At 57.9% G+C, this 17,836-nt stretch carries 24 protein-coding genes; 2 read left to right on the top strand and 22 right to left on the bottom strand.

The window, feature by feature from the left end; all coding sequences use genetic code 11:
- Nucleotides 1-32 precede the first annotated feature (32 nt).
- The 12 genes from QU663_RS04350 to QU663_RS04295 all read right to left on the bottom strand — a co-directional run bounded on the left by QU663_RS04350 (nucleotide 33) and on the right by QU663_RS04295 (nucleotide 9,287).
- A complete protein-coding gene (locus tag QU663_RS04350) occupies nucleotides 33-851 on the bottom strand; it encodes a F0F1 ATP synthase subunit delta (RefSeq protein ID WP_021610562.1) in 819 nt (272 codons plus the stop codon).
- On the bottom strand, nucleotides 848-1,408 hold the full coding sequence (gene atpF / locus QU663_RS04345) for a F0F1 ATP synthase subunit B (RefSeq protein WP_021610561.1): 561 nt from the start codon (nucleotides 1,406-1,408) through the stop codon (nucleotides 848-850). The genes QU663_RS04350 and atpF overlap by 4 nt, the downstream gene beginning before the upstream one ends.
- A gap of 5 nt (nucleotides 1,409-1,413) precedes the next feature.
- Nucleotides 1,414-1,623: an ATP synthase F0 subunit C gene (gene atpE / locus QU663_RS04340; RefSeq protein WP_009648812.1), complete on the bottom strand. Its 210-nt coding sequence runs from the start codon at nucleotides 1,621-1,623 to the stop codon at nucleotides 1,414-1,416.
- Nucleotides 1,624-1,664: 41 nt separating this feature from the next.
- Complete coding sequence (gene atpB, locus QU663_RS04335; protein WP_034479890.1) at nucleotides 1,665-2,537, bottom strand: F0F1 ATP synthase subunit A; 873 nt, start codon at nucleotides 2,535-2,537, stop codon at nucleotides 1,665-1,667.
- A 101-nt stretch (nucleotides 2,538-2,638) separates the two neighbouring features.
- Nucleotides 2,639-2,932 carry a hypothetical protein gene (locus tag QU663_RS04330; RefSeq protein ID WP_021610559.1) on the bottom strand — a complete coding sequence of 98 codons (294 nt, stop codon included), beginning with the start codon at nucleotides 2,930-2,932 and terminating at the stop codon, nucleotides 2,639-2,641.
- Nucleotides 2,929-4,035 (bottom strand): MraY family glycosyltransferase, encoded by a 1,107-nt coding sequence (locus QU663_RS04325; RefSeq protein WP_021610558.1) that lies wholly within the window; start codon nucleotides 4,033-4,035, stop codon nucleotides 2,929-2,931. Before QU663_RS04325 ends, QU663_RS04330 begins: the two co-directional genes overlap by 4 nt.
- Nucleotides 4,032-4,697 (bottom strand): L-threonylcarbamoyladenylate synthase, encoded by a 666-nt coding sequence (locus QU663_RS04320; RefSeq protein WP_021610557.1) that lies wholly within the window; start codon nucleotides 4,695-4,697, stop codon nucleotides 4,032-4,034. Before QU663_RS04320 ends, QU663_RS04325 begins: the two co-directional genes overlap by 4 nt.
- A 5-nt stretch (nucleotides 4,698-4,702) precedes the next feature.
- Nucleotides 4,703-5,614, bottom strand: a complete 912-nt coding sequence (locus tag QU663_RS04315; RefSeq protein WP_021610556.1) for a HemK/PrmC family methyltransferase — start codon at nucleotides 5,612-5,614, stop codon at nucleotides 4,703-4,705.
- Nucleotides 5,611-6,705 carry a peptide chain release factor 1 gene (gene prfA, locus QU663_RS04310; RefSeq protein ID WP_021610555.1) on the bottom strand — a complete coding sequence of 365 codons (1,095 nt, stop codon included), beginning with the start codon at nucleotides 6,703-6,705 and terminating at the stop codon, nucleotides 5,611-5,613. The genes QU663_RS04315 and prfA overlap by 4 nt, the downstream gene beginning before the upstream one ends.
- Before the next feature lie 94 nt (nucleotides 6,706-6,799).
- Entirely contained in the window at nucleotides 6,800-7,021 is a 222-nt protein-coding gene (gene rpmE, locus QU663_RS04305) for a 50S ribosomal protein L31 (RefSeq protein WP_021610554.1), read from the bottom strand.
- A 256-nt stretch (nucleotides 7,022-7,277) separates the two neighbouring features.
- A complete protein-coding gene (locus tag QU663_RS04300) occupies nucleotides 7,278-7,610 on the bottom strand; it encodes a hypothetical protein (RefSeq protein WP_021610552.1) in 333 nt (110 codons plus the stop codon).
- 66 nt (nucleotides 7,611-7,676) lie between these two features.
- Nucleotides 7,677-9,287 carry a recombinase family protein gene (locus tag QU663_RS04295; RefSeq protein ID WP_021610551.1) on the bottom strand — a complete coding sequence of 537 codons (1,611 nt, stop codon included), beginning with the start codon at nucleotides 9,285-9,287 and terminating at the stop codon, nucleotides 7,677-7,679.
- A 260-nt stretch (nucleotides 9,288-9,547) separates the two neighbouring features.
- Between QU663_RS04295 and QU663_RS04290 the strand changes: the two genes are divergently transcribed.
- Nucleotides 9,548-9,838 carry a hypothetical protein gene (locus QU663_RS04290; protein ID WP_021610550.1) on the top strand — a complete coding sequence of 97 codons (291 nt, stop codon included), beginning with the start codon at nucleotides 9,548-9,550 and terminating at the stop codon, nucleotides 9,836-9,838.
- 1 nt (nucleotide 9,839) lies between these two features.
- Nucleotides 9,840-10,031: a helix-turn-helix transcriptional regulator gene (locus QU663_RS04285; RefSeq protein WP_034479912.1), complete on the top strand. Its 192-nt coding sequence runs from the start codon at nucleotides 9,840-9,842 to the stop codon at nucleotides 10,029-10,031.
- A 56-nt stretch (nucleotides 10,032-10,087) separates the two neighbouring features.
- On the opposite strand, the gene QU663_RS04280 is transcribed toward QU663_RS04285, so the two are convergent.
- The 10 genes from QU663_RS04280 to QU663_RS04235 all read right to left on the bottom strand — a co-directional run bounded on the left by QU663_RS04280 (nucleotide 10,088) and on the right by QU663_RS04235 (nucleotide 17,834).
- The gene (locus QU663_RS04280) at nucleotides 10,088-10,285 is read right to left on the bottom strand and encodes a transposon-encoded TnpW family protein (protein ID WP_009320846.1); all 198 of its coding nucleotides are present in this window, start codon (nucleotides 10,283-10,285) and stop codon (nucleotides 10,088-10,090) included.
- Nucleotides 10,282-11,139 carry an ATP-binding protein gene (locus tag QU663_RS04275; protein WP_015513106.1) on the bottom strand — a complete coding sequence of 286 codons (858 nt, stop codon included), beginning with the start codon at nucleotides 11,137-11,139 and terminating at the stop codon, nucleotides 10,282-10,284. Before QU663_RS04275 ends, QU663_RS04280 begins: the two co-directional genes overlap by 4 nt.
- Nucleotides 11,136-11,885 (bottom strand): phage replisome organizer N-terminal domain-containing protein, encoded by a 750-nt coding sequence (locus tag QU663_RS04270; RefSeq protein ID WP_021610547.1) that lies wholly within the window; start codon nucleotides 11,883-11,885, stop codon nucleotides 11,136-11,138. Before QU663_RS04270 ends, QU663_RS04275 begins: the two co-directional genes overlap by 4 nt.
- Nucleotides 11,875-12,087, bottom strand: a complete 213-nt coding sequence (locus tag QU663_RS04265; RefSeq protein ID WP_005927784.1) for a hypothetical protein — start codon at nucleotides 12,085-12,087, stop codon at nucleotides 11,875-11,877. The genes QU663_RS04270 and QU663_RS04265 overlap by 11 nt, the downstream gene beginning before the upstream one ends.
- 184 nt (nucleotides 12,088-12,271) lie before the next feature.
- On the bottom strand, nucleotides 12,272-13,894 hold the full coding sequence (locus tag QU663_RS04260; protein WP_034479909.1) for a relaxase/mobilization nuclease domain-containing protein: 1,623 nt from the start codon (nucleotides 13,892-13,894) through the stop codon (nucleotides 12,272-12,274).
- A complete protein-coding gene (locus tag QU663_RS04255; protein WP_034479871.1) occupies nucleotides 13,866-14,264 on the bottom strand; it encodes a plasmid mobilization relaxosome protein MobC in 399 nt (132 codons plus the stop codon). The genes QU663_RS04260 and QU663_RS04255 overlap by 29 nt, the downstream gene beginning before the upstream one ends.
- Nucleotides 14,265-14,843: 579 nt before the next feature.
- Nucleotides 14,844-16,079, bottom strand: a complete 1,236-nt coding sequence (locus tag QU663_RS04250) for an IS256 family transposase (protein ID WP_101601742.1) — start codon at nucleotides 16,077-16,079, stop codon at nucleotides 14,844-14,846.
- Between the two features lie 188 nt (nucleotides 16,080-16,267).
- A complete protein-coding gene (locus QU663_RS04245; RefSeq protein WP_002586615.1) occupies nucleotides 16,268-16,480 on the bottom strand; it encodes a helix-turn-helix domain-containing protein in 213 nt (70 codons plus the stop codon).
- Nucleotides 16,473-16,895 carry a sigma-70 family RNA polymerase sigma factor gene (locus tag QU663_RS04240; protein ID WP_002586616.1) on the bottom strand — a complete coding sequence of 141 codons (423 nt, stop codon included), beginning with the start codon at nucleotides 16,893-16,895 and terminating at the stop codon, nucleotides 16,473-16,475. Before QU663_RS04240 ends, QU663_RS04245 begins: the two co-directional genes overlap by 8 nt.
- Nucleotides 16,896-17,066: 171 nt before the next feature.
- Nucleotides 17,067-17,834, bottom strand: coding sequence for a class I SAM-dependent methyltransferase (locus QU663_RS04235; RefSeq protein WP_002586626.1), 768 nt, complete (start codon nucleotides 17,832-17,834; stop codon nucleotides 17,067-17,069).
- Nucleotides 17,835-17,836 lie beyond the last annotated feature (2 nt).

The raw sequence follows: 17,836 nt of genomic DNA, 5'->3' as shown, positions 1-17,836 counted from the left end.
GGTAAAAGAAAATAGTGTGTGTACGAGAGGTGCTAGCTGGCGATCGCGTCGCGTGCTGCACTGATTCGGCTGGCCAGCGAAGCGTCGATGGCGGTCATGCCTGCGCGCAGGCGGAAGCCGCCGACGATGTCCGGGTCGATCGAGATCGCCAGGTCGATGGGCGTACCGTAGCGCTTCGTCAGGATCGCGCGCAGGCGCTCGACCTGCGCCTGGCTCATCGGCGAGGCCGTGGCCACCGTGACGAAGAGGCGATCCTGCATGGTCGCCGCCCACTGCGCGTACCTGCGCAGGTTGTGCAGGAGGCGACCGTGGTTCGATCGTCCGACGGCGCGGCGCAGCAGGCGCATCGTCCAGACGCTGACGCGCTCTGTGAAGAGCTTGGTTGCGACATCGCCGCGCTCGTGGGGGTTGCCCTTGGAGGTATCAGACAGGCGCACGCGCACCTCGCGGTTGTGCGCCAGGAAGTAGCGCACCTGGAAGAGCTCCTCGCGGACCTGGTCGAGCGCGTTCTTCGCTCCCGCAGCGTTGAGAACGCCGAGGATACCCAGAACCTCGAGCGCATCCGTGACGTCGGCGGGTCGACGCCAGTGCTCCGCGACGAGCGCATCGATGACGGTCATGGTCGCGCCGGTCACGTGCAAGGCGAAAGCCTGCGCGGCCAGGGAACGCTTGTCCGCGGTCGAACGCGCCGGGTCGGTCAGCGCACGCCCGAGGCGGGCGTTCTCCTTGAACAGGTCGGCCAGGCCGAAGAAGTCTTCGGCGACCCGCATCGCGTCGGTACCGGGTACGGCAAGCGCCGCCGCCAGATCCTTCGCAAAGGGGACGGACTCGATCGTGCGCATCTGTGTCATCGCTTCTCCTCAACCAGCGCGGAGTCGGCCTCGAGCTCGTCAAGGAAGCGATCAACCACGCGGGAGGTCAGCGCCGTGTCGGTCAGCTGCTCACCAATGATCTTCTCTGCCAGCTCAGAGGCGAGAAGGCCCACCTCGGAGCGCAGGGAGATCTGCGCGGCCTGCTTTTCAGCGAGGATCTGACGCTGCGAGGCCTCGACGATACGGTTAGCTTCGCTGGTTGCCTCGTGACGGGCGGCGGCCACGATGGCCTTCGCTTCGTCGTTGGCGCGCTCACGGATGGTGTGCGCCTGCGCGTGCGCCTCACGAATGATCTCCTCGCGCTCGCGCGCAGCGGCAGCCTGATCGGCCTTCGCTTGCTCGGCGGCGCCGAGGCCCTCCTCAATCTTTGCAGCACGCTCGTCCATCGTCTGGTAGATGCGAGGCAGCGCGTAGCGTCCGACGAGGAGCAGGACGATAAGCAGAACGACAGCCGACCAGAAAATCTCATACAGCGGCGGCAGGATGACGGCGAGGCCGCCGACCTCCTGGTCCGCAGCGGCGACAATCTGGTGCATAGCGATCACTTAACGATGAGCGGCATAACGAAGCCGATGAGGCCGAGGGCCTCAACCATGCCGGCGCCGATAATCATGTTGGTGAAGAGACGGCCAGCAACCTCGGGCTGACGGGCGGTCGCTTCCTGGTTCTTGCCGACCATGAGGCCGATACCGAGGCCGGGGCCCAGGGTGGCGAGGCCGTAGCCGATGTAGGCGAATGCTGCGGTTCCCATAGTGGTTTCCTTCTGTTAGTAACGCCGGGTGGCGTTGGGGGTCAGTGATGTTCGACGGAAAGCTTGATGTACACGGTCGACAGGATCGTGAAGATGTATGCCTGCAGGAAGGCCACGAAGACCTCGAAGCCGGTCATCACGAACATGGCGGCACCGGTCAGCGCGGAGGCGGCAGACAGGACGGAGAGTTCGTGGAGCAGAATTGCCGTCCCGAAGTAGGTCATGCCGAGCAGCAGGTGTCCGGAGATCATGTTGCACAGGAGTCGCAGCGTCAGCGTGACGGGGCGAACAATGAAGTTCGACAGGAACTCGATCGGCGTGATCAGGAGGTACATCGGAACGGGCAGCCCAGGCGGGAAGAGCTGGGATGCGAAGAAGCCGCCCACTCCCTGCTTGCCGATGCCCGCACCGATGAAGGTGACGTACGTGATGAGAGCGAAGAACATCGGAACGGCGACCACCGACGAGGCGGCGATGTTGATGCCCGGGATGATGCCCGCGATGTTCATGGACAGGACACCGAAGAAGAGGAAAGCGATGAAGCCGGAGAACTTGCGGCCCGTCTTCGGACCCAGCATGTCGAGGGCGACGTTGTCGCGGATGTAGCCGGCGATGGCCTCGACGGCCATCTGTCCGCGGGTCGGAACCAGCTTGGAATTGCGCGCGACGAGGACGAGAACCACGCACACGAGCAGACCCATAATGACGCGGGCAAGCGTCAGGCGGTTGAATTCAAAGAATGTTCCCTCACCGAAGATCACGGTCGGGAAGAAGTCCTCAAGAGCCGGCTGGTGAGGGTGCTGCGTGAACGCCGGGTAGGCGGTCAGGGCAATGACGATGAGGAGGATCGCGAGGCTCACCCAATACCAGCGCGGCTTAGGCGCGGTGCGGCGAGCAGGCGCGTGATCAGACACTGAATGTGCCTCCTTTTTCTCAACTCCATTGGCTTGTCTCTGCTGTCATAGCAACTTTACCCATTCTACACAGAGATGGGAGTCCCCGGCGCGCGCAAGGGTTACTCAGTGTCGTTCGGTACGTCGACGTTCATCGTCCGCTTGCGCATCATGACGACCATCTCCACGGTCGACGACACGATAATCGCGACGATCGTCGCGATTGCGGCGAGGCGCACGTTCATGCCGAGCGTCTTCGGCACGTATAGTCCCACCGCGAGGAGAGCGATCTTGGCGACGTATCCGCCGCTGACCCACGCGAGGAATCGCGCGGGAGAGCGCAACGCGCGGGATGTGAAAAACCACTGCGCCCCGCAGATCACGGCGACCATGGCGAGGGCGAGGATGTAGGTCATGCGGCGGGCTCCTCTTGCGAGCATTCTTCCTTGGGGAATTCACGGGTGGTGATGGCGACACCGACGGAGGCCGCGATGAGCGCGACCAGGGCGACGACCCACCAGTCGAAGACGAGCAGGCCGACGGCAGGAACACACACGATCGCAGTCCACATCCACAGAATCGCGACGACCCCGCGGTGGGAGTGACCGGCGACGAGCAGGCGGTCGTGGAAGTGGGAGCGGTCCGCCACGAAGGGGCTCTTGCCTCGCCTCATGCGCCGAATCGAGGTGACGACCAGGTCGAGGACCGGCATGAAGATGACGGATAGCGGCAGGATGAGGGGCAGTGCGGAGACGATCATCTGTTGACGGCCCAGAAGCGTCGGGTCGATCTTGCCCGTCACGATGATGCCGGCGGCTCCCAGGACCAGGCCCATGGTCTCCGCTCCCCCACCCATCATGATCGAGGAGGGGTGGAAGTTGAACCAGAGGAAGCCCGTGCACACGCCGAGCAGCGCGATGACGATGAGGCTGGCGGTCGTCGCGTAGGAGGCCGCGCCCATCAGACGGGTGATGATATAGGAGTAGACGAAGAAGGACCCGGCTCCGATCGCGATCATGCCCGATGCCAGGCCGTCGAGACCGTCGATGAAGTTGACGGCGTTCATGATTCCGACGATGAAGAAGACGGAGACGAAGAGCCACAGGCGAGAGGACCCGAGCGTCAGGCCGAAGATCGGGAAGGACGCGAGCTGGACGCCGCCGAAGGCCATGCCCCCGGCGATGAGCACCTGTCCTCCGAGTTTGGCCATCCAGTCCAGCTCGATGATGTCGTCGATGATTCCGAGCACGCACATGGCTCCGGCTCCGGACATGACGGCCCACGGGATGGTCCCGGTGAACAGGGGCGCCATGTAGGGGATGCGCGAGGCCAGCAGCATCGTGATGATCAGGGCAAGCGTCATGGCGACGCCGCCGAGTCGCGGGATGGGTTTCTTTTGCAGGTCGCGTCCGCGCAGGGGCGGCAAGATGTTGAAGCGTAGGCACGTCCAGCGCACGGCTGGGGTGAGGATGATGGTGAGCGCCATCGCGATGGCGGCGAGCAGCAGATAGACCTTCACGCGCGCCCCTCCCCCGGCGTTTCGATCGCGACGCCGGCGGCCTCGCTCAGGTCGGCGAGGCTGATGGTTCCCATGCGGAGAACGCGCGGGGCGCCGTGGGCGCAGTCGACGATGGACGAGGCCGTGGAACCGGCGGTGGGCCCGGCGTCGAGGTAGAGGGAGACGGAGTCCCCGAAGGAGGAGACGGCCTGGTCGACCGAGGTGGCAGGAGGCTGTCCGGTCAGGTTCGCCGAGGTCACCGCCATCGGGCCGACGTCGGCCAAGAGGTCGAGGAGGGCGCCCTGGTCGGGCATGCGCACTCCGATCGTGCCGCCCGTCTCCCCCAGATCCCAGCCGAGGTCGGGGCGCGCACGCAGGATGAGGGTGAGCCCACCGGGCCAGAAGGCGCGGGCGAGCGCGCGAGCATAGTCGGGCACGTCCACGCACAGGGAGTCGATGGCGTCGATGGAGGCGACGAGAACGGGAGGGGGCATCTGACGTCCCCTCCCCTTGGCGGCAAGGACGGCGGCGACAGCGTCGGGGTTGGCAGCGTCGCAGCCGATGCCGTAGACGGTATCGGTAGGCACGACGAGCAGTCGTCCCTGGGCCAGAGCGGACCGGGCATCGGCCAGGTCGTCGGCGTTCAGGGACGTGGTTACGCGTCGGATGGTCTCACTACTCATCACGTTTATTGTGTCATGGAAGCGCTTGAATGCGCGGACTTGGGCGCGCGTGCACGCAGGAAGCGCTTGCGGCCCGCCAGGTCAGCCGCGGTGTCGATCTCATCCATGCCGACGCGCGCCGCGTGCTCGCGCATCACCCGCTCCTGCGTGGGCGAATGTTCCATGAGCAGCAGGCCTCCGGGGCGCAGCAGCGTGCGGGCGCGGCGCATGATCCGCACGGGGATCTCGGTTCCGTCCGCGCTGCCGCCGTACAGGGCTGTGTGCGGGTCGGCGGCCGCCTCGGGCTGGGTGGGCATCTCGTCGGCGGGCACGTAGGGGGGATTCGTGACGACGACGTCGACGAGGCCGTCGAGGAAGCCCAGCGTCGCGGGGTGCGTGGCATCGCCGCGCACGAGGTGGAGGCCGCAAGCGCCGATGCGGTCGCGGTTGAGGCAGGCAAGCGCGAAGGGTTCGGGTTCCTTTTCCACGGCCCAGACCTCGGTGTGGGCGGACTCGGTGGCGACTGCGAGGGCGATGGCTCCCGACCCGGTGCACAGGTCGACGACGCGGGCCTCGCCCCTGGCAGCCACAACCGCCGCGGCCTCGTCGATGGCGAGCCCGGCAAGGACCTCCGTTTCGGGGCGCACGACGAAGACGCCGGGGACCGATAGGAGGGTGAGAGACCGGAAATACATCCGGCCGGTGACGTGCTGGAGGGGGATGCGCAGGGCACGCTCGCTCACGCCGGCGCAGAACTTCTCCTTCTGGTCCTCATCGAGGTGGGTCGGCAGTGCCCACTGAGAGGAGGCGTCGCACGCCCACTCGAGGAGCTCACGCACGTCGGCATCCGGGGAGGCGACCCCGGCCTCGGCCAGGCGTGCGCGCGCCCATGCGCGTGCCGCAGCGACCTCCCACGTCCCCATCGTCTGCTCGCTCATGCGATCGCCGCGGCGGCCAGGCGTTCGGCCTCGTCGGCCTCCTGCAACGATGCGATGACGGCGTCGAGCGCGCCCGACAGGACAGCGTCGAGGTTGTGGGCCTTGAAGCCCGTGCGGTGGTCCGCGATGCGGTTCTCCGGGAAGTTATACGTGCGGATACGCTCGGATCGGTCCACGGTGCGCACCTGCGAGAGGCGCTGGGCCGAGGCCTCGGCCTCCCTCTTCGCGCGAGCCTCCGCCGCGAGGCGCGAGGCCAGCACGCGCAGCGCGGCCTCCTTGTTCTGCAGCTGCGACTTCTCATTCTGCATCGACACGACGATGCCCGAGGGAATGTGCGTGATGCGCACGGCGGAGTCTGTCGTGTTGACCGACTGGCCGCCGGGACCACTGGACCGGTAGACGTCGATGCGCAGGTCGTTCGGGTCGATGACGATCTCCTCGTCGTCCTCGATCTCCGGCATGACGAAAACGCCTGCGGCGCTCGTGTGGATACGACCCTGCGACTCGGTGACGGGCACGCGCTGGACGCGGTGCACGCCGCCCTCGTACTTCAGGTGCGCCCACACGCCCTCGTCGGGTGCGGGAGTGCCCTTCGCGCGAATCGCGAGCGTGATGTCCTTGAAGCCACCGAGCTCCGTGTGGGTCGCGCTCATCTCGGTGACGCTCCAGCCGTGCGCCTCCGCATAGCGGGCATACATGCGTGCCAAATCGGAGGCGAACAGCGCGGATTCTTCGCCGCCTTCTCCGGCTTTGATCTCAAGGATGACGTCCATCGCATCCTCGGGGTCGCGGGGGGCCAGGATCTTGACGAGTGCCTCGTGGGCGGCATTTTCCTCTTCTTCGAGGGCGGGGATCTCGTCAGCGAAGGAGCGGTCTTCGGCGGCCAGCTCTCGGGCGGCCTCGAGGTCTCCCGAGGCGGAGGCAAGCCGATCGGCGGCGGCCTTGACGCGGCCAAGCTCGGCGTAGCGTCGACCGACTCGGCGCATCAGCTGCGGGTCCGCCAGTGTCTGGGGATCCGCCATCTGTGCCTCAACCTGCTCATATTCCTGCAGCAGGGGGCCCAGGGCGCCGAGTTCATCAGTCGCGGCCACGATTCACCACTTCCTTCGTTCCATACAGTTGACAAAGCGGCGGCGCCGTCGGCCATAGGGCCAACGACACCGCCGTTGAGCTAGCCGCTCACCCTCACTTGGAGGGGCGCACGCGCTTGCCGTAGCGAGCCTCGAACTTGGCGACGCGGCCGCCGGTGTCGAGGATCTTCTGCTTGCCCGTGTAGAACGGGTGGCAGGCCGAGCACACGTCCACGCGCATCTCACCGGAGGTGATGGTGGAACGGGTGTGGAACGTGTTGCCGCACGTGCAGGTCACGACGGTGTCCACGTATTCGGGGTGAATACCCTTCTTCATGGAGTTTCTCCTGGATCGTTTGGTGCCCCGGGTCCGGACATGCAGCGTCCCCCGCATCTGGCGGGGACTCACCTTCCAGCGCGCCAAGAAGCGCCTGGGGCATGCCGGTGAACCGGTAAGCCGACACGACATTATCGCACACGCCCCCACCCCCTTCAACGATGGAGTGCCACCTCGGGCGTGAGATCGGCTATGGGCGAACGAGAGGCTCACATCCACGAATCCACGGGGTAGAGGTGTACGCGGGGTGCGGCGCTCAGAGTGTGCGCCTGCTCGGACCGACGTTTGCGGCCGACGTCAGGTAATTCGCCCGCGAGGAGCCGTAGCGCGAGGTCCCGTCCCACACGAGGTAGCGGTGGAGGTACGCGGGAGGCACGTAGAGCTGCGCGCCGAACGCCGTGAAGAGCGCGGTGGAATGGGCCGCACTCCCCTTGAGGTTGATACCCGCACTATTGGCCGTCAGGCGGATCGCCTGGGCGGGGTTGTACGTATACGTCACGCCGGCGATCCGGTACGCGCCAAGGTAGCGGGTCTCGTTGGCGCGCAGCTTCTCCCCCGCACCCTTTATTGATGTGTGATAAAGAAGCAATAGAAGTGTAAAAAATTTTGCCGTTCCTATCCGGCACTTGCGCATTGTGTCGGATAGGTCGGGCGGTTATTCGGGCAAGTCCACCTTGCCAACAAAAGAATAATAAATCTCAATGTCATGTCTGCGGGTCTTGTTCTCGTCATAGCTGCACTCATGCACAACAATTTTCTCTACAAACTCCCGCAGCAGAGTAGGGGTAAGTTCTTCAAAGCTGGTATGCCGCCGGACAACATTCATAAACTTTTCTGCGTTCACGGTGGCTTCCTGTGCTTTGGAAAGCTCCGCTTGGATAGCGGCGGCTCTTTCTTTCAGTTCCCGTTGCTCTGCTTCATAGTCTGCCGACAGCTCTGTGAAACGCTCGTCTGATATGCGCCCGGTCACGCTGTCCTCATACAGCCGCTTGAAGATAGCGGATAACTCGGCTATTCGTTTCTCGGCGGCTTCCAGTTCCTTTTTCTTGGCGGCGTTCCTGCGCTTGCCCCCGTCCTCGTTCTGCTCAATCAAGAGCTTCATAAACCGGGCTTCATGCTTTGCCGCATAGCTTGTCACTTTTCGCAGATTGGAGAGTACGCCAGCGGTCAAGAGGTCGGTGCGGATAAAGTGCGCCGTACAGTCATGGGTGCGTTTCTTGTAGTTACCGCAGATATAACAGTCCTGCTTGCGCTTGTCCGTCTGGTATCGCTGCTGATACATGACACTGCCGCAGTCCGCACAGAACAGTATGCCGGAGAACAAGCCCACTTCATCATAGCGGTTGGGGCGTTTGCGCTGCTTGCGAAGTTCCTGCACCCGTTCCCATGTCTGGGTGTCTATGATAGGCTCGTGGTGGTTCTCGAAAATCACTTGCTTTTCCAGGGGATTTTCTACACTGTGCTTGACTTTGTAAGAGAGCTTTTCTGTCTTGAAGTTTACCAGACAGCCTGTGTATTCCCGGTTTTCAAGGATATGCACAACGGTATTGGTCGCCCACTTGCACTCATAGCCGGGGTGGTAGCGGCGGGTGCTGCCCGTCCTGCGGTATTCCAGCGTTCCCGGCGTGGGGATTTGCTGCTCTGTGAGCATACGGGCTATCTTGGTCGGACCATTCCCGGCAAGGCAGAAATTGTATATCTGCTTGACTACGGGTGCAGCTTCCTCGTCAATGATGAAATTTTCGTCCTCGTCCATGAGGTAGCCATACACAGGCTTGCTTGTGATAGGCTTGCCACTCATGCCTTTTGAGCGTTTCACTGCTTTGATTTTCTTGCTCGTATCTCTCACCAGCCATTCGTTAAAGATATTCCGCAGCGGGGCAAAATCATTGTCGCCCTGTGCGCTGTCCACTCCGTCATTGATAGCGATGAAGCGGACACCTTTCTGTGGGAAAATCATTTCCGTGTACATTCCCACTTGCAGGTAGTTTCGCCCTAACCTCGACATATCCTTTACGATAACTGTCCCGACTTTTCCGGCTTCAATGTCCGCAAGCATGGCTTGAAAACCGGGTCTTTGAAAGTTCGCACCAGAATAACCGTCGTCCGTGTACCAGCGCAGATTGGAAAAGCCGTTCTGCTTTGCATAGGTTTCAAGGATACGCTTCTGATTGGAAATGGAATTGCTCTCGCCCTGCAGCTCGTCCTCATGGGAAAGTCTTGGGTAAAGGGCGGTAATTGGTTGTTGGTTGGTCTGTCTTAACATAAAATCCTCCGTTTCCGACAGCCAGCCCCACTATTCCGTACCTTGATTGTACCACATGGGGCGGCTGTCTGTATAGGGTTTTCGCTTCTTTATAGCTTGTAATAATGACGATTTTTTCTTTTAAGGTTTGTCGCTCAATGATATTTCAAAAAAACAAAATGTCAAAAACTCTTGACATTTTGCAACTGTTCTGATATTATCAAAGTGTCAAAAGTATTTGACATTTGATTCTAAACAAATCTTGAAAGGAGCGAAGTATTATGCCAGTAGGTGCAATGATTTTTTTAGGAGTTATTTTGGCTGTGTTTACAGTTTTAGACATTTTTATGTTGGTAACACTTCTAAAACCGGGAGATGAACGCAATCAAATTATCGTATGGAAAGCCAGTTCCTTTACTCTGTTAGGCGTGGTTGGAGCAAATATTTTAACTGTCATTGAAAAGTTTGTAACTGCACAACCTCTTACTCAAAATCCTTTTGTACAGTTGGAAGTTTTCGCTATTATGTATTTTGTTTCCCTCATGTATTACAAGAGAAAGCATAGTGGTTGATATGGAAAATATAATCCGAAATAAACGAAAAGAATTAGGCTTATCACAAGAGGAATTAGCTAAAAAATGCGGCGTTTCCCGTCAAACGGTCAATGCAATAGAAAATAACAAGTATGACCCAACACTTGCTTTAGCCTTTTGTCTTGCCAAAGAATTACAAATAACTGTTGACGAATTATTCATACCCTCATAATCCTTTGTTGAAAAGCGGTCACGCCGGGAAGCATGACCGCTTTTCCATGTCATCACTTATGCGCTGAACGGTGGCGTATGTCCGGCAGCAGCTTCCGCTTCCAGCACTTTCATCATCTTGTCGGCTGCGGTGTCGGTTGCGCCCTGCTTGAAGAAGCCGGAAACGGTAAGGACGGAGTTGCCCATGCGGATTTCCGTTACACAGTCCGGGCGGCGGTCTGTTTTGGTGGTGCTTGTCTGTTTGGTTTCTGTCATAGGCTCTCCTTTCGCTGCTTCATCAGTTGCTTTAATCGTTCCAGCTTTTCCTGTGCGGTTTCCTTTCGGAAGTTGCTACCCGTGAAGCGGACGGGGGCGCACATGGAAGTCAGCCTGTCATAGATACGGGCGTGGGGCGTGTCCTGCGGGTGCTGCAATTCCTCCAGCGTGAGGTTGGTCGTGGCGATCAGCGGCTTGCCGCTTCGGTAACGGCTGTCAATCACGCTATAAACCTGTTCCAGCCCGTATTCTGTCCCTCGCTCCATACCGAAATCATCAAGTATCAGCAGGGGGTAGCTGCAAAGGCGGGAAATATACTCATTCCTGCCCTCAAAGCTGGCGGCAAGGTCATTGAGTATTGTTGCAAAGTTTGTCATGCAGACGGCAACCTCTTTTTCCATAAGGGCGTTGGCGATACAGGCGGCAAGGTAGCTTTTTCCTGTCCCCACGCCGCCCCAGAACAGGTAGCCGATATTTTCAGCCTGCATGGTTTCCCAGCTCTCCACATAAAAACGGGCGGTTGCGGTCTGCGGGTTTCTGCCGTTGTCATGCTCAAATGTCCAGTTCCGCATAGCAGGGTCGGTAAAGCCCCGGCGTTTCAAGTCCTCCACTGTTTCAAGGTGCTTCTGTCGGCTTTCAGCGGCTTCCCGTTTTTCACGGGCTGCCCGCTGGCAGTCGCACTCTGTCGGGTGTCGGTCATGCCCTAACCATTGGGCGGTTTCTTTTGAAAAATAGGCTTCTTTGGGCGTATGGCACTTGCCGCAGTATAAAAGCCCGTCCTCGCCTGTGTAGTCCTCCGCTTCGGCGGTAGTGGCTGTAATGTCCGTAATCATAGCTTCAATCCCGTTTCTCATAAGCTCTCGCCCTCCTTGCATGAATAATCGGGTATGCCCTGTTTCGGGGCAGCCTTGCCTTTGGCAGCGTCCTCCTGCGCCCACTTGTAAATGGTGGCTGCATGGCTGTGGTACTGCTTCCCGGTGGAAGCGATATGGCAGGAAAGCCGGTCAATATAATACTCCCACTTGTCGGGCAGCTCTGTTTTCAACCCGGAAAGCTCTGTATCGGTCAGTATCACATTGTTGTATCTGCCATAAGCGGCGGGGGCGGGGTGTCCCGTTTCTCCCTCTCTCTCTTTTTCTATCTTTATCTCTTTCTCTAACTCTATCTCTATCTCTGGTGGACGAATGTCGGACAAATGTCCGCCTTTTGTCCGGGACGGTAAAAGTGCCTTGTTTTCCAGCCTTGCAGCCCGTTTCCTTTCGGCTTCGGTAGAGGACTGTCCTATCATCAGTTCAATGTCGGTCATATAGAAAGCCCCGCTGTCAAGCTGCTCCACAAGCCCCAACTGCCGGAAAATCTCTAAAGCCCTCTCAACCGTCCCTATCTGGTGGCGGGTCAGTGTCGCTATCATCTGTGCTGTGTAGGGGATATGCTCGTCAAGCTGCAACTTCCCGCCGTTTTTCAGCGATTTTAAGTACAGCTTCAAGAGGATATTGGAATATAAAATTCCGTCTTTCATATCTTCCAGCAGCACAATGGAGTCGCTGTCAAAAAAGTTCTCTTTCAGCTTGAGGTAGTAATACTTGCGGTTATCTGCCATTGTCCCTGTCCTCCTTTTTCCGGCGTTTGGAGTAGTAGCGGGGGCAGAGTATGATAACCGCCCGGAAGCTCTGCTTGCAGCTATGGGTACAGCCCCGGCAGAGGTCGTTGTATGTGATACGGTCGCAGGTGGTATTTCCGACTTTTACTTGCCGCAGGAAAAAAGACCATTCCAGCCGCCGTTTCTTGCTCATTCTTGGCATGGGTGCGCTCCTTTCTGCCGTTTCCGCTGGTGTGGCGGTATCGGCGGTAATTCTGTATCATCTCGGTATCATTTTCGGGGTTTTTCTGCCCTGTAAGCCCGTTAAAAAATCCTTTGGTATTGCGGATAGGGTACGGGGCAGCCCCCTTGTTCTGTATGGGTTCGGGTACATTTTGGGGTGGTTTTTATCGCTCCTGTTCCTGCCTTTTCACAGGCTTGCGTTCCCGGCGTAAAATCTGGTCGATATCGCCCTTGACAGTCTGTAAGCGGCGGTATTCCTCCCGTTTTGCCCGGTAATCGTTGTAGCCGCTGTTTTTCTCTTGGATAAGGCTTTCAATCTCTGCTTGCAGGGCTTTATAGCTCGGCAGCTTGGAAATGCCGTTCTCCCTGAAATAACGGGCGGCTGCGTCTGCTATGATAAAGTCGCTTTCGTGCTTCTGACGGTAGGCTGCTTTTGCTTTGGCGTTTTTCTGCTGTTTCAGCCCGTCCCGGACAGGGCGGGTCTTGGAATAGGCAAGCACCTGCCGTTGCAGCTCCTTTTTCCCGTTCAGCGTCTTTTCCACCTGCTTCAGCTCTGTAAGGCTTTCCTGCATGGCGGCATAAGCGGCAGAACAGGCTTCGTCCAGTTCCTCCGGGGAAGAAAAGCCATACTGCTGATAGGCGGTAACGGTAGCTGCCATTTGCTTTAGGTTGTGCTTTGCCGCCCAGCGGTCATAGCCCACGCCCTTGCCCTCGGCTCGCTTGGCTTCCCGGTCAACCATGCGCTGCAAGGTGTTGTCTGCCGGGGTGGTTTTTGCGGCTTTTTCCTCCCGCAAGCGTTCCTTTTGGGTGTGTGGGTATTCGGGTATGTCTGTGGTCTGTTCGGCGGCTCTGTGGGCGTTCTGCGTGAGCAGGGCAAGGACAGCAGCCTTGTCAAAATCGTCCCCCAGCTTCCGGGCTGTGATAGGCTTTGTCCTGTCCGGCGTGAGGTAGGAAAGCCGCCCCCGGCTCTCCTTGACGGTCACGCCCTCCCGCAGCAAAAGGGAAGAAAACTCGTCAAAGCTGGTAGCTTGGGAAAGTGCCTGCCGTATCGTCCGGCGCAGCTTCGCCTTGTCCGTTTCAAACTTGGTGGGCTTGGTCGGCTGTCCTGCGGCTTCTCTGGCAGCGTTCTCTTTATCAAGGGCAAGCTGCCCTTTCTTTGCCGCCCAGTATTCCCGTTCCGTTATCCGTTCCTTGCTGCCGTTCAAAAGGTCGATTTGGTAAAGCCCCTCCCGGTGGCACATCTCCATGACTTCACTCTTGAAATATTCCATAGCGGCATTGGTGCAGCGGTGCTTGCAGCCCTCCCGTGTGTCGGCTGGTCTGTCCATGTAGGGCAGAAGCGGGACTTCATAAATCCGCAGGGAGTTGAGGACGATATGCACATGGATATTGCCGCTGTGGTTATGCCCGTCCGGGTGGGTGCATACAAGGGCTTGGTGTCCGGGGAAATGCTCGGCACAAAATTCCTCGCCCAATGCTTGCGCCCGGTCTACGGTCAAGCCGTTGTCTGTCCCGTCCCGTGGGTCAAAGCTGATGATATAGTGGTGGCTTTTCACATCTTCCCGTTTTTGGTTTTTCTCATAGCGGAGATTGGCTCGCATACAGGCAACAGCGAAATCCTCGCCCCCGCAGTTAAGGGAAGAAATGCGGTAATCCTCCCTCGGTATCAGCCGCCCGTTTTCATCAAGGGTGGGCTTCATGGTAAACTCGTCATGCTCAAATGTGAGGTAGGCTTCCGCTGCACCATAGTCGGCATTTTTAGAGCTGATATGTTTGAATGTTGCCAACAGCGTCACCCACTTTCTGCAAGACTTCAAACTTTAGGGCAGCAAGGTCGGAAACCGCCGCCCGTACCTCCCCGGCAAGCTGCGGGTAGGGGCTGTGCCACTCGTTCAGCGTCCGGGCTATCTGGTTTAAGTTGCCGCCGATCCTGCCGTATTCGGCGGTCAGCTTCCCGACAGCGGCAAGCAGCTCGTCGTTGACGGGGGAAACGGTTATGATGGGGCGTATGGCTGCCCCGGTTATGGCTTGCCGGATAAACTCGGCTTGGCTCATGTTGCAGGCAGAAAGCCTTTCCGCAAACTCGGCGTATTCTTCCTCGGTCATGCGTGTCTTGACTACCCGGCTGCGGTGCGGCGTGTTGTATCGTTTTCGCATGGTAAAACCTCCTTTCTGTGCGTGGTGTCCTCTCACTAATAGGAGAAAAACGGGGTGTGAAGCGGAACTGTTTTTGAAAAATCCGAAAAAATATTTTGAGGGATTTTTAAGCGGCGCAAGCCGCATAAGCAGGGTTTGGGGAAGGCACTCCCCAACAAGATTCCCGCAGGGGCAAAATGAGCGAAAAGCGAATTTTGGTACTGCGGTAGAATCTTGCTCTCCGTGACTGCAAACTTTCTCTCACTTCCGTCCGCCACTTTTTTGGAAAACTGCAACCACAAAAGTTTGTTTCTCTTTTTCTGCTACTACTAATCCTGTAAAGGGCATTCCTGCCCGCTTTCGCTAAAATGACACCGGACGCAGTGGTTTCTACCCGGTGTTGGAGAAATCCTTTCTCTTTGCCCTCTACTACGGGTAAATGCTCCAAATGCCAAACACCAGGGCAGAAAAATTCCCTCCTCGCTTACTACTACAACCGGCAGGGGGCAAAATGGCCGGGAGCGGAGCCGGACAACAAAAAAAGCAGTAAAGGTCAAGTCCTGTGGAGTGGTGTAATCGTTTTGTGTCCTTCGGAGTGGGTTATGCGCTGAGTTGGAGTGGGGGTTCCTCCTGTTGGGTGGGTTGGGGTGTGAGTCGTGATTTGGTGAGGATGTCGAGGCTGAGGTAGCGTCTGCCTTCGGCCCATTCGTCGTTTTGTTCGGCTAGGACGGCTCCGACCAGGCGGATGATGGCCTGGCGGTTGGGGAAGATCCCCACGGAGTCGGTGCGTCGGCGGATTTCGCGGTTGAGGCGCTCATTGGGGTTGTTGGACCAGATCTGGGTCCATACCCCGGTGGGGAAGGACGCGAAGGCGAGGACGTCTGCCCTGGCTTGATCGAGGTGATCACACACAGCGGGGAGCTTGTCGTGCACGTAGTCCAAGAGTCGGTCGTATTGAGCGTTGACTGAGGCGGCGTCGGGTTGGTCGTACACCGAGTGCAGCATCGCTTTGACGGCGGGCCATAGCGCTTTGGGGGTGATGGACATGAGATTCGCGGCGTAGTGGGTGCGGCATCGTTGCCAGGTGGCTCCGGGTAGGTTCGCTGCGATGGCTTCGACCAGGCCCAGATGGGCGTCACTGGTCACCAGGCGCACGCCGGTGAGGCCTCGGGCGACCAGGTCGGCGAAGAACTCGTTCCACGCCGGGCCGGTCTCGCTGGTGGATACGCGCACCCCCAGTACTTCTCGGTGTCCGTCATTGTTGACTCCGGTGGCAACCAGGACCGCGCACGAGACGACGCGTCCTCCTTCGCGCACCTTCATGGTCAGTGCGTCAGCGGCGACGAACGTGAAAGGCCCAGCGTCGTCGAGGGGGCGATGGCGGAACTCGTCCACGTGTTCGTCCAGGTCGGCTGCCATACGTGAGACCTGGGACTTCGATAGTCCTGTGATCCCCAGGGTTTTGACGAGCTTGTCCATGCGGCGTGTGGATACTCCCGCTAAGTAGCAGTCAGCAACCACTGTGATCAAGGCGTTTTCGGAGCGTTTGCGGCGCTGCAACAGCCACTCTGGAAAGTAGGTGCCTGAGCGTAGCTTGGGGATCGCCACGTCAATGGTGCCGACCCTGGTATCCAGGGGCCGGTAGCGATACCCATTGCGCTGGGTGTGACGCTGCGGGTCTTGTTGGCCCCACTGGGCCCCGCACACGGTGTCAGCGTCCGCTGAGAGCAACGCGTTGATCACGTGCTGGAGCAGGGAACGCATCAAATCTGGGGACGCCTGGGATAACGCCTCGCCAAGCAGGCCAGCAGGGTCGATAATATGAGGAGCGGTCATCGTTGTGCCTCCAAATCGTTTCGAGTCAGAAGTAGAGAGCTTTCTCGAAGGATCACACGGTGACCGCACCCATATCAAACGGGCCGACCACCCACGGTTACACCACTATGCGGGACGCTACTGCAGTAAATCTTTTTCAAGACTTACTGCTTTCGCTGGCCGCGTCGGTGGCGGCTGGTATTCAGTTTTTATGACTTGTCCGGTGGTTCGTCAAGCCGGAACTTGAATTGACAGTCAATTAACCGCTGCTTTACATAGTCCTCCACCTCGGCGTTGACCTGCCCGTTCACTTTTGAGAAATAGCGGATATATCCGGCGTAGTGGAGCAGGACAGCGTTCACGGCTTCTGGGTCGCCCTCACGGGCTTTGAGGATTGTTTCATAGGGGAGAAGTCTACTCATACCGGCTCACCCCCATTTCTTCGCGTAGCCGCTGCAAGGCAAGCTGGATATGCCGCCCCGCTGTGCTGCGTGACCGGCCAATACACGCGCCGATCACGCGCTGCGGCTGGCGCAGAAAGTAATAGCGCAGGATTTCTTCCCGCGTCTGCTCCGGCAAAACAGAGATCGCGTCGGCAAGGGCGGCGTTGCAGAGCAGGACGGTCTGACCGCAGACGGTAAATGGGTATTCCTCGTCCGGCTCCGACGCGGCAAACTGGACAAACTTCTCGTTCATCAGATAGTCAAGGGAAACTTGCCGTTCCCATTGCCGTTTAAGCTTCAAAATCTTGTCCAAGGCGGCACAGCGGATAACAGTCTTGCAAAAGGCGTTGTACCTGCGCTGGATATATTCTTGATAGGCTATCTGGTCGGTCATGGAAATTCCCCTTTCTGAATAATAGTGCGGGGCGGTGGCACTTCTTGCTGTCGCCCCTTGATTGCCTACCAGCAAAGGCGGGCGGGGCTGTCAACGGCTGCGCATATGCGCCGTTCATCTTGACCGTTGACTGGCTCGGCTGGGTTTGCTATTTACCCGACAAACTTGAATTTATTTTAAGCTATCACGTTTTACCTTCTTAAGCCTTACTATCATTACCATAGGAATTTCTTTGTTGGTTTTAAAACATTCTTCATAAAATCCATCAATGACAAATCCAGCTCTAAAACAAAGGTTAAAAATATCTTGTATGGAACGATGATAATAAATCTGCTCTTTCGGTTGCCCTTCAATCGCTATATCATAGTAACTGTGCGGTGTCATATATTTTTCAGTCAACGTGACAAAACAAGGGTGTTGCGTTGCAAAGACAAAAATTCCGCTTTCCTGCAACAGTTCATAAACAGCCATAAGAAGTGGTTCAATATCCGTAATATCCATAATTGCCATATTAGAAACTGCTTTCGTAAAGGCTCGATTTCTTTTTAATTCTAATATACTTTTTCTATCGGTCGCATCCGCCACACAAAATTCAATTTGTTTTGCATATTGTGATTGCCGTCTTTTAGCCAATTCTATCATTTTTTTGCTGTAATCAAAAGCGACAACCGAAGCGCCTCTTTGTGCAAGATACGAAGAATAATTTCCATTGCCACACGCAATATCCAAAATGTAATCCGCAGGATTAGGAGATAGAAGTTCCGTTACTTTGGGACGCACTACCTCTCTGTGAAATTCATTAGATTCGTCACCCATTGCATTATCCCAAAATTGTGCGTTCTCCTCCCAGATTTTTTTACTTTCCTCTGTTCCCATGTTCTCTCCCACTCCCCAAATTTGCTTTTTTGCTTCCATTAAATCTTCCTTACTATATTCCATTG

Origin of the sequence: Schaalia sp. HMT-172 (assembly GCF_030644365.1) — a bacterium.
In the GTDB taxonomy this organism is placed as follows: domain Bacteria; phylum Actinomycetota; class Actinomycetes; order Actinomycetales; family Actinomycetaceae; genus Pauljensenia.
The sequence above is the reverse complement of the archived record's forward strand: the minus strand, read 5'-3'. Positions and strand labels throughout refer to the sequence as shown.

What these genes read in the sequence shown, in the direction of transcription:
- QU663_RS04245 (WP_002586615.1), bottom strand. Translation starts at nt 16,480, where the DNA reads ATGAGTAGACTTCTCCCCTATGAAACAATCCTCAAAGCCCGTGAGGGC.
- QU663_RS04255 (WP_034479871.1), bottom strand. Translation starts at nt 14,264, where the DNA reads ATGCGAAAACGATACAACACGCCGCACCGCAGCCGGGTAGTCAAGACA.
- QU663_RS04275 (WP_015513106.1), bottom strand. Translation starts at nt 11,139, where the DNA reads ATGAGAAACGGGATTGAAGCTATGATTACGGACATTACAGCCACTACC.
- QU663_RS04350 (WP_021610562.1), bottom strand. Translation starts at nt 851, where the DNA reads ATGACACAGATGCGCACGATCGAGTCCGTCCCCTTTGCGAAGGATCTG.
- QU663_RS04285 (WP_034479912.1), top strand. Translation starts at nt 9,840, where the DNA reads ATGGAAAATATAATCCGAAATAAACGAAAAGAATTAGGCTTATCACAA.
- QU663_RS04290 (WP_021610550.1), top strand. Translation starts at nt 9,548, where the DNA reads ATGCCAGTAGGTGCAATGATTTTTTTAGGAGTTATTTTGGCTGTGTTT.
- QU663_RS04330 (WP_021610559.1), bottom strand. Translation starts at nt 2,932, where the DNA reads ATGACCTACATCCTCGCCCTCGCCATGGTCGCCGTGATCTGCGGGGCG.
- QU663_RS04280 (WP_009320846.1), bottom strand. Translation starts at nt 10,285, where the DNA reads ATGACAGAAACCAAACAGACAAGCACCACCAAAACAGACCGCCGCCCG.
- rpmE (WP_021610554.1), bottom strand. Translation starts at nt 7,021, where the DNA reads ATGAAGAAGGGTATTCACCCCGAATACGTGGACACCGTCGTGACCTGC.
- atpE (WP_009648812.1), bottom strand. Translation starts at nt 1,623, where the DNA reads ATGGGAACCGCAGCATTCGCCTACATCGGCTACGGCCTCGCCACCCTG.
- QU663_RS04235 (WP_002586626.1), bottom strand. Translation starts at nt 17,834, where the DNA reads ATGGAATATAGTAAGGAAGATTTAATGGAAGCAAAAAAGCAAATTTGG.
- QU663_RS04315 (WP_021610556.1), bottom strand. Translation starts at nt 5,614, where the DNA reads ATGAGCGAGCAGACGATGGGGACGTGGGAGGTCGCTGCGGCACGCGCA.
- QU663_RS04295 (WP_021610551.1), bottom strand. Translation starts at nt 9,287, where the DNA reads ATGTTAAGACAGACCAACCAACAACCAATTACCGCCCTTTACCCAAGA.
- QU663_RS04270 (WP_021610547.1), bottom strand. Translation starts at nt 11,885, where the DNA reads ATGGCAGATAACCGCAAGTATTACTACCTCAAGCTGAAAGAGAACTTT.
- QU663_RS04240 (WP_002586616.1), bottom strand. Translation starts at nt 16,895, where the DNA reads ATGACCGACCAGATAGCCTATCAAGAATATATCCAGCGCAGGTACAAC.
- atpF (WP_021610561.1), bottom strand. Translation starts at nt 1,408, where the DNA reads ATGCACCAGATTGTCGCCGCTGCGGACCAGGAGGTCGGCGGCCTCGCC.
- QU663_RS04320 (WP_021610557.1), bottom strand. Translation starts at nt 4,697, where the DNA reads ATGAGTAGTGAGACCATCCGACGCGTAACCACGTCCCTGAACGCCGAC.
- QU663_RS04265 (WP_005927784.1), bottom strand. Translation starts at nt 12,087, where the DNA reads ATGCCAAGAATGAGCAAGAAACGGCGGCTGGAATGGTCTTTTTTCCTG.
- QU663_RS04250 (WP_101601742.1), bottom strand. Translation starts at nt 16,079, where the DNA reads ATGACCGCTCCTCATATTATCGACCCTGCTGGCCTGCTTGGCGAGGCG.